The organism is Sediminibacterium sp. FW305-C-269, assembly GCF_058231045.1.
The window spans coordinates 1,070,565-1,087,532 of record NZ_JBIQXQ010000001.1 but is presented as its reverse complement, the minus strand read 5'-3'; the positions used below and the strand labels follow the sequence as shown (position 1 = coordinate 1,087,532).

Below are 16,968 nucleotides of genomic sequence, written 5' to 3'. Positions count from 1 at the left end.
GATCAATTATAAACCAATGGTGATACCCACTGTCCAACCTTTCAGGATTGGGTAGTTCTGTCCGTTTCCGCTGGTGCCACTGGTCAACACCCTGTCTGAACCCTGGATATTTTCCACGTCAAGATTATGGGTGATCTTGTACATAGGTGAATAGGTCCACACGTTATCTGCTGAAACATATACTTTGGCTTGTGTGAGTTTTAGACGGCTAATCAGTGACTGAGGCAGATTGTATCCCAACTGTACATTCTTCAACCGGATATAGGCAACGTTCTGCAGGTACTGAGTTTGTGTTACGTTCAGTGCACGTCCGGTACCCTGGGCGATATAACCTCTCAAACGCGGAAAATAAGTATTGGGATTAGCTTCGGACCAGATTTTATCAACCATTTCAGATGGCACGCGGTTATAAGGTCTGTTATAAGGACCCCAGAAAGCGTCTGCTTCTGCACCTGGCCACCAGCTCTGTTTACCTACCCCCTGGAAGAAAGCACTGAAGAAGAAATTGTTCCAGTCAAAATCAAACAAAGCGCCAAATGAATACCTGGGTTGCGCGTTACCAATGATACGGCGGTCGCCGGGATTAGAAACGGTATTAGCTCCGGTATTGATCACTCCGTCACCATTCAGGTCAAGGAATTTCACATCACCGATCATAGTAGTTCCGGAATTGGAACTCTTGATCAGAGACTGCTTGGAAGCTTCACCAATATTAGCGGCTGTAAAGAATCCATCAGTAACATATCCCCAGATCTCACCCAGTTTCTGTCCCACATAATAATCACTCAGCAGCTGGGTCGGGTTATTGTATTTGGTGATCTCTGACTGGTAATCAGACAATGATAACCTGATACCATAATTAAAAGGTTTGTGCGCTACGGTAATATTGTCTCTCCAGGAAGCAACGACCTCCCAGCCTTTGGTTTTCAGATCGGCATAGTTGCCTTTGGGCACACTGGTACCAAATACAGCAGGCAGGGTTGGTCCATTGGTGAACATGTCTTTTGTGTTCCGTACGTACCAGTCGAAACTCAGTGTCAGTTTATTTCTCAGGAAAGAAGCGTCTACGCCGATGTCGGTGGTGGTGGCTTTTTCCCAGGTAAGGTTATCGGGTAATACAGAAGGCTGACCGGTTGTTTGCGGGCGGATGCCACCCAATACACGTCCAGACTGGCTGATACCAAACTGCTCCATAAAAGCATAGGAAGCAATATTACCATTACCCAATGAACCATAAGAAGCCCTGATCTTGAAGTCGGAAATAATATTTTTTGACAATTTCCAGTAAGGTTCTTTGGATACCCTCCAGCCACCCGATACAGATGGGAAGAAAGCATAACGCTTATCGCTAGGAAACTTGGAAGAACCATCATAACGGCCATTTACTTCCAGCAGGTACCTGTCGTCAAACCCATAGTTCATACGGAAGAACCCTCCTCGTACACCCCACTGCTCATAAGGTCCGGCAGTGGTGATCGCAGTACCTAATGCCAGGTTAATGCTCTGCACATTATCATAGATCAATCCGTTACGTGTGGTAGAAAGACCTTTGTATGTAGACTGTTCATTGTTGAAACCGGCAAGTACCTTGAAATAGTGCTTTTCTTTGAACTTGTTCTCATATTCTGCATAAATATTGGCAGCGAGATACTGGGTTTCCGTATAGCTGTCTGTAATATCATTGGTAGTGGTACCGATATATTCAATAACATTCGGCTTACGGCTGTATGGTATAGGAACCCGGATAGTTTTGGAATTATCATCTACATTCTGGATAGTGAAATCTCCTTTTACGCGGAAAGTATTCCCGAAGAATTCAGAAACAAAACCAACCCTGTTGCGCAGGGTGCGTTTGTTGAAATCGATCCCGTTTTTCCCATACACAAAATCACCTACAGTATATGCAGCCGAGTATGACAGATTACCATCGGGATTAAATAGTGGCGACATTTCATGACCTTCATCTGAAATATTTCTCCAGATACCTCCACCCTCACCCACATTCAGCGGGTTATGGTACAGCATATTGGCATAATCGGCATTATTCTCAAAACGCAACCAGGGTAGTACCTGGATGGTTCCTTTTGCCCGGAAATTATACATTTTGTAATTATCAGAATTGTAGCGAAACAGTCCATCCTGACCATAATAACGGCCAGTGATCATAAAGCTGGCTTTTTCATTACTTCCACTGATAGAAATATTATGATCCGCTGCCAGGGTATTTTTCTTATACAGGATATCATACCAATCAGTATTTCCGTAATAAACATATTCTCCATCGGCATTCACATCCACTTTAGATAAAGATGGATTATCGTTACGGTTCTTATACTCAGCCAGATAGGCCTGTGAAAATTTCACGGTTTTGTTCACATTTTGCGGAAACTGCGAATAATCGTTCCAGGCACTCCATGCGTCGTTGAAGATTTTTGCAAATGTGTAACCGTTGGTTACATAACTCGGTCTTACGATCGGAGATTTACTTGAATAGTTGGTTGAATAGGTGATACTCGTTTTCCCTTTCGTTGGATTTTTGGTAGTGATCAATACCACACCAAAAGCGCCCCTTGCTCCATAGATGGCTGCAGATGCAGCATCTTTCAGTACCGTTACATTGGCCACATCATTGGGGTTCAGCAAAGCCGGGTCTCCCACAACACCGTCAATCAGAATCAACGCGCTACCACCCTGGCCGATAGAAGTATTACCCCTGATATTATAAGAAGGCGACTGGGTAGGTTTACCATCGCCCATCACCAGGTTCAGGTTAGGAATAAAACCCTGGATACCCTGTGAGAAGTTAGACATCGAGCGATTCTCCAATACTTTGCCCGATACCTGATCTACGGCGCCGGTAAGATTTACTTTTTTCTGGGTGGAATACGCCACCACTACAATATCATCCAGCTCTGATTTGGAAGGCGCCAGGCTAACCGAGATCATCTTATCATCACCACCAACCACATTCTCTATCACTTTGGTGCCATAGCCAACATAAGAAAAAGTAAGCTTGTAGGCGCCGGACTTTGCAAGATTAGCAATGGCAAACACACCATCAGCACCTGTAACGGTCGTCTTCTTCAGTTTCAATGCTGCATTTTCCAGCAGCACGGATACACCGCCAAGCGGTTCGGATTTTTCGTTTTTAATTTCACCTTTTATCACAGTTTGCGCAGAAGACATTGCACATCCAAAAAATGAAATTAAAATCAAAAACGCTATTCCTTTTTTCATTTTAATCTTTTTTGCAAAGAAACTCGTTTTGATTTGTTTAACATTTGTGTGAACATTAAGATAAGGTTACGAAACGGTATCCAACAGGATTGTTATCACAATTCCAGTGAATTCGTTTACATGCAGTCTGGACTAAAATGATATTAGATTATGTCTGATATTATTCATGTATACCGCTCTAAAAGAAAGGTTCTGACTTAATAAGCTTTCAGCGCAAAGATTTTCACACACTATTCAATCATGTGGAATAAAAAGAAGGGAACGATACTGCTTCATTTATTTATCAATTTCAGAAACACAGGAAGGTCTTTTTCTTCATTACTATAAAGAACAAGTTGCTGATTTGTAGAATACAGGAACAGAGATGGAAATTTCTTAGGCTGAAAAAGAGTGATGAACTGCTGCCGGGTATCTCGCAGCAATAAAACATTGGGTTGCTTTGCCAATTGCGGTGCTACGCTGGCGAGGAAAGCTTCTGCACTGGGACCAGGATCCATAGTTACCAGATATAGTGCCACCTTATTCAGTTCACGGTAATGACCATTCAGGTATTGCAGACTCATCCGGCAATGCTCACAGGTAATATCGAAAAAGACAAAAAAAACCGGTTTGCCGGTTGCCAGGTCCTGGCGGGTAAATGCAGCACCGCTCTTCCTGATAAAACGGAAATCAGGGATCTTTTGGGCAGGCGTTTGTGCCATAGAAGTGCTCAATAACACAGAGAACAATAGTACCAGGCTCATTTTCCGTTTCATAAGAATGAAGATAATAAAGATCCCTGTTACATACTGATAGGGATCTTTCTGAAAACAGTGTCTATAAAAAGTATGTATCCTACATGGTCAATACCAGTACAACTATACACAAGTTAACAGTATGTCAATAGATGGGACTTAGCTGGTATTCATTACCATAAACCTGAACAGTATACCCAATTACTGAAATTATCCGGCAAAAAATATACAGGTATCCATCAACAGACACTAATCAGATCCCCATCCGCATTTCGATCATCAGTTGACTGAAACCCGCTTTTTCGTAGGAACGGATAGCGGATTGGTTATGATGATATACATCCAGGCGCAATTCCGTAATCCCCCTTTCCCGGGCCCATTGTTTCAGCGCATCCAGTACCAGCCTGTTCAAACCTTTGCCCCGGTGCGTGGGATGGGTGTACATAAAACCCAGGTAAGCATGCTGCGGATGCTGCAGGTACGGTTTGGCAGTTTCCACACGGGCATATCCCGAAGCTACCAGCTCACCATTCAGCTCAACCACCATGAGTACAGAAGCGGGTGAGTTAATCAGCAGTTCCAGGTCGTAATAATGGATGGTACCGTTTTTAAGTGTAGGATCATAAGGCCTTTCGGCTTCGATCACGCCTTGTTCAAATAAACGGAGCGTGTTTATATCGGCTGCCGTAGCAGGCCGGGTGATCAGTGTTTGCATAGCGGAACAGGTATGATGGGATGGTTGATGGTTTTGCAGACAAAGATACCAGATTCATTTACCATACATGAATACGATCTGCCAATACCTGTTGTCCGGCTCTTTGATGCCAGGCCTATTATCGTGATCGCTGACGGGTTCCTGAAAAATTTTCCCGAAACAACTGCCTGGTAGCGGTTCCTGCAAATTCGTATCTTACCGGTATGAGAAAAATGCTTTGCCTGTTACTGACAAGTTACTGCCTGCAACTCTCTGCGCAGGAGCATACGGCCAGCTACCGTTACCTACCTCCTTCTGATACACTGGTACAACAGAAACTGAACGAATGGAAAAAGATCAAATTCGGTTTGCTGATGCACTGGGGTACATATAGCCAGTGGGGTGTTGTGGAGAGTTGGAGCATCTGCCCGGAAGATGAGGGCTGGACACAACGGCGCGGTCCCTATGCCGGCAACTGGTATACTTACCTGAAAGCCTACGAAAATCTTCAAACCACATTCAATCCAACCCGCTTCAATCCCGAACGCTGGGCATCAGCAGCTAAAGAAGCCGGTATGAAATACCTGGTGTTCACCACCAAACACCATGATGGTTTCTGTATGTTCGACACACACCAGACCGATTATAAGATCACCAGCAGCAAAACCCCGTTTTCTTCCAACCCAAGGGCCAATGTGGCCAAAGAAGTATTCAATGCTTTCCGTAAACAGGATTTTATGATCGGGGCCTATTTTTCCAAACCCGACTGGAACACTGATCACTACTGGTGGAAATATTTTCCACCCAAAAGCCGGAATGTATCGTATGACCCTGCAAAATATCCTGAACGCTGGCAGGGTTTTAAAGATTTCACCTATCACCAGATCAAAGAACTGATGAGTGAATATGGCAAAATGGATATTCTCTGGCTGGATGGCGGCTGGGTAAGACCCTACAGCAGTATCGATACTGCTGTAGAATGGCAGCGCACCATTCCATACAACCAGGATATTGACATGGCCCGGATCGCCGCCATGAGCCGCAGTTACCAGCCCGGCTTACTGGTGGTTGACCGCACCGTACACGGAGAGTATGAGAACTATGTCACACCCGAACAGGCTGTGCCTGCTGCCTATCTTCCCTACCCCTGGGAAAGCTGCATCACCATGGGCAATTCCTGGTCCTACGTACCCAACGACACCTACAAATCATCTCGCAGGATCATTCACCTGTTAACGGATATCATCAGTAAAAACGGGAACCTGCTGCTCAATGTAGGCCCTGGTCCCGACGGGGAATGGGACCCGGTTGCCTATGAACGCTTACAACAGGTAGGCGCCTGGGTGAAGATCAACCAGGAAGCCATTTATGATACAGAAGCCGATCCTGATCTTCCCCGGCAGGGCAATTTTGTGTTTACCCGCAAGGGCAAGACCATTTATGCCATTTACCAGTTGGCAGAGAAAGAGATCCAGACGGGAGAACTGACATTACGAGGAAGCATTTTTACCGATGCCAAAAAAGTACAGCTACTGGGCAGTAAACAAAAGATCAGGACAGCGGCAACCGCTGATGGCCTGACCCTCAGGTATAACCCAATAGCCGATACAGAAGCACTGGTCTTTGCAATAGAACGATAAAACAAACTGGTGTCACCGTTTGGTTTATAGTTGGTACACCACTGCCTCGTAAGGACGCAGATCACCATTGGTAGCCGGTGTTGCGTAATTATTCAACAACAGTTGGGCCTTACGCATATCAACCCCTGTTTGCACCGTTGCCGGTTTTGCGGTGAAATTCAGCATCACTAAAAAAGTTTTGCCCTGCCACTCGCGTGTGTAGGCATAGACCGCGGGATTGTCTTTATCCAGGATCGTGTATTTGCCATATACAAGCACCGGATTGTTTTTGCGCAACGCCACAGTTTTACGGAAGTAATGGAGTACGCTATTCGGATCTTTTTCCTGGGCAGCCTGGTTGATGAGCGTATAGTTCTTATTCACCTGCAGCCAGGGTGTACCGCTACTGAACCCGGCATTCAGGCTGCCATCCCACTGAAAGGGTGTGCGACCGTTATCGCGGCATTCGAACTGCATACGTTTGAGGAAAGCAGGAATATCCCCCTTATGGGCCAACTGGTTCCTGTACTCGTTCAGTGTAGGCATATCCCGGTAATCTTCGATCTTGGTAAAACCTGCATTGGTCATGGCCAGCTCATCACCATTGTAATAATAGGGGGTGCCGCGCATCGTCATGATGAAAGTGGTGAGCATTTTGGAAGACAGGTCGCGGAACTCCGGGCTGTCATTACCAAAGCGGCTGACCATCCTTGCCTGGTCGTGGTTGGCCAGGAAAATGGACAACCAGCCATCTTTGGCGAAAGCACTGTCCCATTTGCTGTACACCTGTTTAAAATGCTGCAGGCTGTATCCGCCGGCTTTGGCAATATCCACGCCTTCAAAAGCATATGCCATATGCAGCTCTTTGCGGGAAGCATCTACCAGGTTATGCGCATCTTCAAAACTGTTACCGGCACCTTCTGCCACACTCATCACATCGTATTTGCTGAATACCTCCCTGTGCATCTCTTTCAGGTAATCGTGTATGCCGGGCACCATGGAATAATATTTCATGAAGTCCTTCTCATACGCTTTGGGGAATGCAGGAAAACTGGTGTCTTTGGCCGCAAAACCAAAAGCATCCAGCCGAAAACCATCGACCCCCTTATCGGCCCAGAACTTCATGATAGCATACACTTCCCTGCGCAGTTCGGGGTTCTCCCAATTCAGGTCGGGTTGTTTGCGTGAGAAATAATGCAGGTAGTAACTGTTGATGAGCGAGTCGTATTTCCAGGCATCGTGGTTCACATCAAACAGGCTGTAGCGGTAGTTGGGTTTGCCCCTTTCCGCATCCCACCAGTGGTAGTAGTTCCGGTATTTGCTGGTACGTGAGCTACGGCTTTGCTTGAACCATTCATGCTCATCGCTGCTGTGGTTCACTACCAGGTCCATCACCAGTTTGATGTTGCGGTCATGCAGCCCTTTCAGCAAGGCATCAAAATCCGCCATGGTACCGAATTCACGCATGATGTTACGATAGTCGCTGATATCATACCCGTTATCATCATTCGGTGAGCTGTAGATTGGATTTAACCATACCGCCGTAACACCCAGACTCTTGATATAATCCAGTTTGGAGAGGATGCCTTTCAGGTCACCGATACCATCGCCATCACTGTCTTTGAAACTGCGTGGGTAGATCTGGTATACGATGGCTTCTTTCCACCATTTTTGTTCGCTGCTGTCTAATGCAGGATCTTTTTTGGCAGGGCCGTTCTGGCAGGAGTACAAAATAAGTAACATAGCGGATACAGCAGCCAGCGATCGGGTAAAGAACATAACGGGATATTTTAAGGTTGACAGCAATAAATCTACGACAATGACCGGACCAAGCATAACAGGAATCCTGCATTTTGTTATGTTTCCCGGGTATGGTCTTTGCAACAAAGGGCTTACTGTGCAGGGGTGTGCTGTTTTTTTGTCTGGGTGGTCATCAACCCGAACATCATCACCAATGCTGAGAGAATGATCACCTGTATGATCAGCGACTTGTTCACCAACGGGATACTGCTGGCAGGTGTTATGGATAGGAATAAAAGTATCGTGATCAAACCCCGTGGTGCAATGAACAGGAGTGGTTTCAATGGCAGGCCCGACAGTCTGAGCTGTATGGCACGCAGCAGGAAAATAGCGACTACGATACCTGCTGCCCACGCCAATGTTTCCGTATTCAGCAGCTCAGCGGTCTCGATCAGGTACCCGAACAACAGGAAAAACAGGGAACGTATCAGGAATGCGGCTTCTGTAGTGATCTCCCTGAATTTATGCACTTCCTTGTTCAAGGCTACCGGATTCAGTTTATGGATCCATTTTATATGCTGCAATTCATCAAGGTTACCCAGGAACAACCCGAATAGCAGGATAAAGATCAGGCCCGGCAAATGGTATACTTTTGATACCTCATAGATCAGTATCACCAGCAGGATGATGGGTGCAAATTTTATGGAATGGTCAATGCGGCTCAGTAGCAAGGACAAACCAATGGTTGCCACAAACGAGACTGCAGCAATCACCAGCAATTGCATGAAGAAGCCACCTATCGTATACAGATTAATGAATTCGTTCAGTGCCACAAAATTAAACAGTAGCACACCCAGGATATCAGACAGGCTGCTTTCATAGATCACAAATTCCTTGTTGTGTTGTCCAAGTGATTTTACACTGGGTATAGCAATCGCGCTGCTGATCACACAGAGCGGGATGGCATTGGTCAGACTGTCTTTAAAATCATAAGCACCCACCTGTTGCAATACCCAGGCGAGGCCAAAAGCCAATGCCAGCATGGGCAACAAAGCTACGGCAACAGAGCGTTTGATCAGGGGCGTTTTGGAAGCATTGAACTCCAGTTCAAGCGCCCCTTCCAGTACGATCAATATCAACCCAATAGTACCCAGCACCGGCAATACAGGGGTAAGATCGGGCAGGGAAAGATCCAGAATACCTGCCAACTCACGCACTAAAAAACCCAGCAATAACAAAAGGATCACCGAAGGGATTTTTGTTTTGGATGAGGTAAGGTCAAATACATAAGCGATCAGCAATAAAACACAAAGAGTGATAATGATAGCATTGGTCATGCGCCGTATTTTGAATAATGATATTCTTCAAAATACAAAACATATGGCAGTATGAATCATGGCAACCGGTCAGATTAACATAGTTTTTGTACCCAGTTACAGGAAGTTAATCATATCATGAACCCTTAGGAATAGGACTACTGTTGTAAACACATGCCTGTTTACAGGTGTTTTTTTCTGCGCATGATCATTTTTTCCAGTTCCACACCTATGAACACAATAGTGGAAGCAGCGCCCACAATGATGAACTCACGAAGATCCAGGGCTTGTGTTGCAAAAACTGTTTGCAGCAGCGGCAGATAGGTGACCGCCCACTGCAGCAGCAGGGTAAGCAGTACCGAACCCATCAACAGCGGATTAGAGAACAGGCCGATGCGGAAAACAGACTGGTGTTGCGAACGTATGGCCACTACATGCGCCATCTGTGACAAACACAATACATTAAACACCATGGTCTGCCAATGCAACCCTTCTGCAATGGCCCATGCCTGCATACTCAGTGCCACTGTGCCCATCAACATTCCAACCCAGATCATGTGCGCACCCTGTCCATTGGCAAATACCGTTTGCTGTGGCGGCCTCGGTGGCCGGTGCATGATATTCTTTTCAGCTTTCTCAAACGATAAGGCAATGGCCGGCAACCCATCTGATACCAGGTTGATCCATAAGATATGAATGGGCAATAAGGCAATGGGCATGCCCAGTACAGGCCCCATGAGCAGGGTCCACAACTCGCCTGAATTGGTGGTCATGAGGTACTTGATGAACTTTAAGATATTATCGTAGATCCTGCGGCCTTCCTTGATGGCTTTAACGATGGTAGAGAAATTATCATCCAGCAGGATCATATGTGCTGCTTCCTTTGATACATCCGTGCCGGTGATGCCCATAGCGATACCGATATTGGCCCGTTTGAGCGAGGGGGCATCGTTCACCCCATCCCCTGTCATGGCCACGTAATGCCCTTTTTCCTGCAGCATTTTTACGATCTGTAATTTCTGTTCCGGCGATACACGTGCATACACTTTGATCTGTTCCACTTTTTCAGCAAATGCGGCATGGTCCAGCGCCGACAATTGCCGACCACTGATCACCAGGTCCTGTTCGCTGCTGACAATGCCGATACGCCTGGCAATGGTCTGGGCAGTAAGCGGATGATCGCCGGTGATCATTACCGGAACAATACCGGCGGTCTTGCATTGCGCCACGGCACCGTACACTTCTTCCCGCGGTGGATCGATCATACCGGCCAGGCCCAGGAAATGCATTTCCTTTTCATGCTGATCACTATTGGGATTAGCGGGCACTTCATCCCAATAGCGGTAAGCAAAACCCAGTACCCGCAAACCTCGGGCAGCCATGCTGTTCACCTGGTGGTGTATGGCGTCTGCCTCCACCTTTTCGCAGCGGGTGAGCAGCATATCGGGGGCTCCCTTGGTAAAAGCAATGATCCTGCCATTGTGTTCATGGAAAGTAGTCATCAGTTTGCGGTCGGCATCAAATGCGATCTCCGACAAACGGGGCCAAACGGCAGGACGTATATAATGTTCATTCGAAACTTCCATCAGGGCGATCTCGGTACTATCGCCCACCATACTGTTGCCATCGAACAGTGTATCGTTATTCAGGGCAAATGCGTGCAGCAGCAGCGAAACCTCTTTCTGGTGTTTCACTTCAGCCAGTTCGTTGCGGTCGTACAGGTGGCCATTCACATACACCTGCTCAACATGCATTTTATTCTTGGTAAGAGTGCCTGTTTTATCCGTGCAGATATAAGTGACCGAACCCAGGGTCTCTACAGCAGGCAATTTCCTGATCAGGCTATTGAACTGTACCAGCCGTTTGGCTGCCAATGCCAGCGAAATGGTGATCACCGCAGGCAAGGCTTCGGGTATGGCTGCTACCGCCAATGAAATACTGGTCATGATCATTTTGAGCAGACCCTCCCCGCGCAGCCAGCCCACCAGTAAGAACAACAAGCACAGGATCAGCACGATCACCGATAGTTTTTTTCCAAAGGATGCCATGCGCTGTTGCAGTGGCGTCTGCACTTCTTCTTCCTGCAGCATTTTGGCAATACGGCCCAGTTCGGTCTGCATACCGGTAGCGATCACAATACCGCTGCCGCGGCCATAGGTCACATAGGTACCTTTGAATGCCATATTGAGCCTGTCGCCCAGCGGCAGCTCTTCCGTTTCCAGGGTGGCGGCAATTTTATCCACGGCCATCGACTCTCCGGTGAGTGCCGCTTCTTCTATTTTGAGGCTGATGGAATCGATGATGCGGATATCGGCGGGAACAGCATTACCGGCTTCCAGTAACACAATATCGCCCGGCACCAGTTCGGTGGCGGGCAACCAGGTCACTACCCCGTTGCGCATGGTCTTTGCCTGCGTGGTGCTCATCTGTTTGAGTGCCTGCATGGCTTTTTCGGCCCGGTATTCCTGGAAGAAACCGATGAGCGCATTCAGGAACACGATGATGATGATGACAAGCGTATCAGTAGCTTCGCCAATAACCGCCGAAATAACCGCAGCAGCCAGCAGGATCAGGATCATCACATCTTTGAACTGCGCGAGCAATATACCAATGGCTGTTTTTTGCTTACCTTCTTCCAGTTGGTTCGGACCCTGTTCCAGCAGTTTCTCCTCTGCCTGCAGCGAACTCAGTCCCTGTGGGGCTGATCCCATCAGTTCAAAAACGGTTTCGATGCTCAGGCGATGCCAGTTCATAGTTTGGCTTTGCCTAAAGTTACGCAAGAATACGGGTAGGTGATCCTTAAGACCTGCTGAGGCATCCGTTCAACAAATAATCGAAGAAAACGACTATCTCCTTCAACCAAATACAACTTTCTTTGTTAACAGTAAAACTCAAATAGGATTCCAGAACTTAAACAATACCCCATGTTTCCTGCAGCAAGATTATGGAGAATGTTTCTGATCGTGATCGGCAGTATGACTGCTCTTGTTACCTATGCACAGGACAATGGCCGTATCTCCGGCACTGTATTGGATAAACGTTCACAAAAACCCATTGCCGGCGCAGCTATCAGCATTAAGGGCAGTACCAAAGCAGCACTCACCGATACCAATGGCCTGTTCCGCATCACCGGCATAGCTTTAAAGACATATACTATTGAGATAAGGGCCACCGGCTACCAATCGCTCAGTTTATACAATATCATCCTGAGCGCGGGTAATGAATACACGGTGAACATAGAACTGGAACTCCAGGTAACCGAACTGGCAGCCGTTGTGGTAAGCAATAACCGGCGCACGGCCAAAGCTGCCACACTGGAAAGCCCTTTAAGCGTACAGCGTTTAACACTGGAAGAGATCCGGAGTAACCCCGGCGGCAATTTCGACATCAGCAAAGCCATTCAGGCATTACCCGGAGTGGGCGGCGGCGCGGAAGGCGGCAGTTTCCGCAACGATATCATCATCCGCGGCGGCGCACCCAATGAGAATGTGTATTACCTGGACGGGATCGAGATCCTGGTGCTAAACCACTTCCAGACACAGGGAAGTTCGGGCGGTCCGCAGGGTATGCTCAACATCTCTTTTATCGAAGACGTGAAACTCAACTCTTCCGCTTTTGATGCACGGTACGATAACGCTTTGAGTTCCGTATTCCAGTTCAAACAGCGCAACGGTAATACCAATAAGTTCCAGGGCAATGCCCGTATCAGCGCCACGGACGTATCGGCTACACTGGAAGGACCTATGTCGAAAGACAGGAAAACCAGTTTCCTGGCATCGGCGCGCCGCTCTTATTTGCAATTACTGTTCTCTGCCATCGATCTGCCCATACGTCCCAACTACTGGGATTTCCAGACCAAGATCACCCGGCAGATCGACCCCAAGACCAGTTTATCCTTCATGGCATTGGGAGCGATCGACCAATTCAGCCTGGCGCCGGTAAAAAAAGCCACTCCGGAAAAATTATACATCATCAACGCCAACCCCTCCATCAACCAATGGAACTACACGTTCGGACTGAGCCTGAAGAAACTCATCCGGAACGGGTATGTGAACTGGGCCCTCAGCCGCAATGCTTTTGACAATGCCATTGAATCGTTTGAGGACAACACCCTGAAACTACCCTCACAACGCACACTCGATTACACTTCAAGAGAAACAGAGAACAAACTGCGGGTAGATGTGAACAAGAACATAGCAGGCTGGAAGATCAGTTACGGCGCTTCCCTGCAATACGTACAGTACCAGAACCGCTCGTTCAGCGTGATCCGGAAAGAACTGAAAGACAGTGCCGGCAACCTGATCCAGCCAGCGGTCACAGTGAACTTCAACAGTCCCCTGTCCGGCTTCTGGCGGTATGGCGCTTTTGTACAGGCGGGCAAACGTTTCCTGGATAACCGTTTGGGCATCAGTGGCGGTTTACGTACCGACATGAACAGTTTTACATCCGAAGGTAATCAGCCCCTGCAAACCTTATCGCCCCGGATCTCGTTCAGTTATGTGCTGGCAGATAAATGGACGGCCAATATTTCTGCCGGTCGCTACTACAAACTGCCACCCTATACCATTCTGGGTTTTGCCGATAACAACGGTTTACTGGTAAACAAGAACAGTCGCTACCAGCGAAGCGACCACTATGTGGCCGGTGTCGAATACCTGCCCAATGATGGACTGCGTTTTACCGCAGAAACCTTCTATAAATTGTATGATAACGTGCCGGTATCGGTCCGCAACGGCATTTCACTGGCCAACCTGGGTGGCAATTTCGATGTGCTGGGTAATGAGGCAGTGATCACCAATGGAAAGGGAAAAGCCTGGGGCGTTGAATTGTTTGCCCAGAAAAAACTGACCGAACGGTTCTTTGGGATTTTCTCATATACTTTCTACCGGAGCCAATACAGCGGTAACAATGGGAATTACCTGCCCAGCAGTTGGGACAATAAACACCTTTTAAGTCTTACCTGGGGGTATAAGTTCAAACGCAACTGGGAGTTGGGCATGAAATTCCGCTACCAGGGCGGGGCACCCTATACTCCGTATGACATGACCGCCTCACGCCTGAATTATCTTTCGCTGGGAAGGGGGGTGTTCGATTATGCGCAACTGAACAGTTTACGCTTACGGGGTTTTCATTCGGCTGATATCCGCATCGATAAAAAATGGAATTTCAGGAAGACCACCATCGACCTGTTCCTGGACATCACCAATTTCCTGCGGGCACGTAACCAACCCATACCCGATTTCACTTTCACGAGGAATGCCAACAACACGGCTTTCATTACAACAGACGGAAGGGCGTTGAAAGCTGATGGCAGCAATGCCATCCCCATCCTGTTGCAGGATGATTCGGCCAGTTTCATTCCTTCTATTGGACTGATCGTTGAATTCTGATGGCTGAATAAAGAACAGAAGATCCCTAACAGATGCGCGGCAGTTGCTCACCGGTAAGATACCCCACTACCCGGTGTCCACCGATACGGCTCTTCAGCATCACTTTGCCGGCATGTTCCTGGGTCACTTCACCAATGATACGGGCATTCACCCCATTGGGATCGGCGTGTAACAAAGAAACCGCGAGGTCTGCCTGTTGTGGCGATACGATGGCCACAAAAGACCCCTCATTGGCCACATACAGCGGGTCAAGACCCAGCATTTCGCATGCGCCTTCCACCTGTTCGTCGATGGGCAACTTATCCTGCTCGATCACAAAACCCAGTTTGCGGATCTCGGCCAGTTCATTCAGTACCGAAGCCAGTCCTCCGCGGGTAGGATCGCGCATGAATTTGATATCCGGGCCGATCACATCCAGTAATCCGCGTACGGTATGGTTCAGGTTGGCGGTATCGCTCACGATATCTGTCTCAAACTCCAGTCCCTGGCGTTTGCTCATGATGGCAATGCCATGCTGCGCCAGGTTACCGCTGATGATGATCTTATCGCCCACTTCAATATGGTCATGGTGGATCTGTGCTTTGGGGTGTATCACGCCCACACCCGATGTATTGATGAACAACTGGTCGCCCTTTCCTTTCTCCACCACTTTGGTATCGCCTGTAACGATCTTGACGCCGGTTTTCTGCACGGCATATTTTACACCGGTCAGTACGTTCCAGAAAGCTTCCATCGATAAGCCTTCTTCTATGATGAATGCCAGTGAAAGATATTTAGCATCGGCACCGCACATGGCCAGGTCATTCACGGTTCCATTCACCGCCAGTTCGCCGATATTGCCGCCCGGGAAAAAGATGGGAGAGATCACATAACTGTCGGTACTGAATGCCGTCCGTCCCTCCAGTTCAAAACTGGCGCCATCATGCTGCTGGTCGAGCAGCTCATTCTTCAGGACATCAAACACCCCGCTTTGCAGCAACCGGTGGGTAAGCAACCCCCCGCTGCCGTGACCCATCGTGATCACATCAAAATCGAATTTGGGCATGGGGCATTGTAACTGGAAATGTTTTTTATCTGACACGTTGCTCTTTTTTAGGATGATACTACTTCTGTGGTTCCTGTTCCGGATAAACTATATTGATAATACGCGGCACAAGCGCCCTCACTGCTGACCATGGGTGCCCCCAATGGATGCTCCGGTTTGCACTTGGTGCCGAAGTTCGGGCATTGGCGGGGTTTCTTCAAACCTTTCATGATATCGCCACTGATACACTCTTTGTTCTCTTCGGCCAGCGGTATATCAATGGCGAATTTGATCCGCGAATTGTACTGGCGGTAACGTTCATTCACTTCATAACCGCTCTGCGGGATGGAGCCAATGCCTCGCCAGGTGCGGTCGCTCACTTCAAATACTTTCTGTATGGTATCCTGTGCCATGCGGTTGCCCTCGCGCTGCACGCTGCGGGCATACTGGTTCTCTACTTTGTATTCACCTTTCTCCAGTTGCCTTACGGCCATCAGGATCCCCTGCAACAGGTCAACCGGTTCAAAACCTGTTACCACAATGGGTATCTGGTATTTTTCTGCCACCGGGTAGTATTCTTCCATGCCCATAATGGTGCACACATGCCCTGCTGCCAGGAAAGAATCGATCTGGTTCTCCTCATCGCTCAGAATAGCTTCCATGGCCGGAGGCACCAGTACATGTGATGCCAGTATGCTGTAATTGTTAATACCCTGGTTATCGGCATGCACCACACTCAGCGCATTGGCCGGCGCCGTAGTTTCAAAACCCACCGCAAAGAACACCACTTCCTTATCGGGGTTCTTCTTGGCCAGCTCCACCGCTTCCAGCGGCGAATACAGAATGCGTACATCGGCACCTTCAGCCTTTGCTTCCAGCAAACTTTTCCGGCTGCCAGGCACTCGTAACATATCACCAAACGAACAAAGGATCACATTGGGCTGACCAGCCAGGTAAATGGCTTCATCGATCACGCTGACACTGGTCACACAAACCGGGCATCCCGGACCATGCACCATAGTGATCTGTTCCGGCAGCATATCCAGTATGCCATTCTTCACCAGGCTATGCGTTTGCCCGCCACAGATCTCCATCAATGTCCAGGGTCGGGTGGTGATGTTATGTAATTCTTCCACATAATCTTTTACAAGCTGTGGATCTCGGTATTCGGAGAGGTATTTCATATAATGATAGAATGATAGGATGATAGAATG

Annotated in this window: 10 protein-coding genes; 2 read left to right on the top strand and 8 right to left on the bottom strand. The window is 48.0% G+C overall.

Annotation, left to right across the window (positions count from 1 at the left end; translation table 11 throughout):
- Positions 1-6: 6 nt before the first annotated feature.
- From ACH3Y6_RS04655 to ACH3Y6_RS04645, 3 genes are all read right to left on the bottom strand, one after another.
- Positions 7-3,186, bottom strand: a complete 3,180-nt coding sequence (locus ACH3Y6_RS04655) for a SusC/RagA family TonB-linked outer membrane protein (protein WP_490834417.1) — start codon at positions 3,184-3,186, stop codon at positions 7-9.
- A 323-nt stretch (positions 3,187-3,509) separates the two neighbouring features.
- Entirely contained in the window at positions 3,510-3,992 is a 483-nt protein-coding gene (locus tag ACH3Y6_RS04650) for a TlpA family protein disulfide reductase (protein ID WP_490834416.1), read from the bottom strand.
- Positions 3,993-4,224: 232 nt separating this feature from the next.
- The gene (locus ACH3Y6_RS04645; protein WP_490834415.1) at positions 4,225-4,686 is read right to left on the bottom strand and encodes a GNAT family N-acetyltransferase; all 462 of its coding nucleotides are present in this window, start codon (positions 4,684-4,686) and stop codon (positions 4,225-4,227) included.
- Positions 4,687-4,889: 203 nt separating this feature from the next.
- Here ACH3Y6_RS04645 and ACH3Y6_RS04640 point away from each other — a divergent pair, with 203 nt between their 5' ends.
- Complete coding sequence (locus ACH3Y6_RS04640) at positions 4,890-6,305, top strand: alpha-L-fucosidase (RefSeq protein ID WP_490834414.1); 1,416 nt, start codon at positions 4,890-4,892, stop codon at positions 6,303-6,305.
- A 24-nt stretch (positions 6,306-6,329) separates the two neighbouring features.
- Here the strand turns inward: ACH3Y6_RS04640 and ACH3Y6_RS04635 are convergent, their stop codons facing one another.
- The 3 genes from ACH3Y6_RS04635 to ACH3Y6_RS04625 all read right to left on the bottom strand — a co-directional run bounded on the left by ACH3Y6_RS04635 (position 6,330) and on the right by ACH3Y6_RS04625 (position 12,093).
- Positions 6,330-8,063, bottom strand: a complete 1,734-nt coding sequence (locus ACH3Y6_RS04635; RefSeq protein ID WP_490834413.1) for a glycoside hydrolase family 13 protein — start codon at positions 8,061-8,063, stop codon at positions 6,330-6,332.
- Positions 8,064-8,176: 113 nt separating this feature from the next.
- Positions 8,177-9,361 (bottom strand): cation:proton antiporter, encoded by a 1,185-nt coding sequence (locus ACH3Y6_RS04630; RefSeq protein WP_490834412.1) that lies wholly within the window; start codon positions 9,359-9,361, stop codon positions 8,177-8,179.
- A 161-nt stretch (positions 9,362-9,522) separates the two neighbouring features.
- Complete coding sequence (locus ACH3Y6_RS04625) at positions 9,523-12,093, bottom strand: cation-translocating P-type ATPase (RefSeq protein WP_490834411.1); 2,571 nt, start codon at positions 12,091-12,093, stop codon at positions 9,523-9,525.
- Between the two features lie 171 nt (positions 12,094-12,264).
- Between ACH3Y6_RS04625 and ACH3Y6_RS04620 the strand changes: the two genes are divergently transcribed.
- Positions 12,265-14,730 (top strand): TonB-dependent receptor, encoded by a 2,466-nt coding sequence (locus tag ACH3Y6_RS04620; protein WP_490834410.1) that lies wholly within the window; start codon positions 12,265-12,267, stop codon positions 14,728-14,730.
- A 25-nt stretch (positions 14,731-14,755) separates the two neighbouring features.
- Here ACH3Y6_RS04620 and hypE read toward each other — a convergent pair whose 3' ends face one another.
- Together hypE and hypD are read right to left on the bottom strand one after the other, a co-directional pair.
- Positions 14,756-15,811: a hydrogenase expression/formation protein HypE gene (hypE, locus tag ACH3Y6_RS04615; RefSeq protein WP_490834409.1), complete on the bottom strand. Its 1,056-nt coding sequence runs from the start codon at positions 15,809-15,811 to the stop codon at positions 14,756-14,758.
- Positions 15,812-15,822: 11 nt separating this feature from the next.
- Positions 15,823-16,938 carry a hydrogenase formation protein HypD gene (gene hypD / locus ACH3Y6_RS04610; protein WP_490834408.1) on the bottom strand — a complete coding sequence of 372 codons (1,116 nt, stop codon included), beginning with the start codon at positions 16,936-16,938 and terminating at the stop codon, positions 15,823-15,825.
- Positions 16,939-16,968 lie beyond the last annotated feature (30 nt).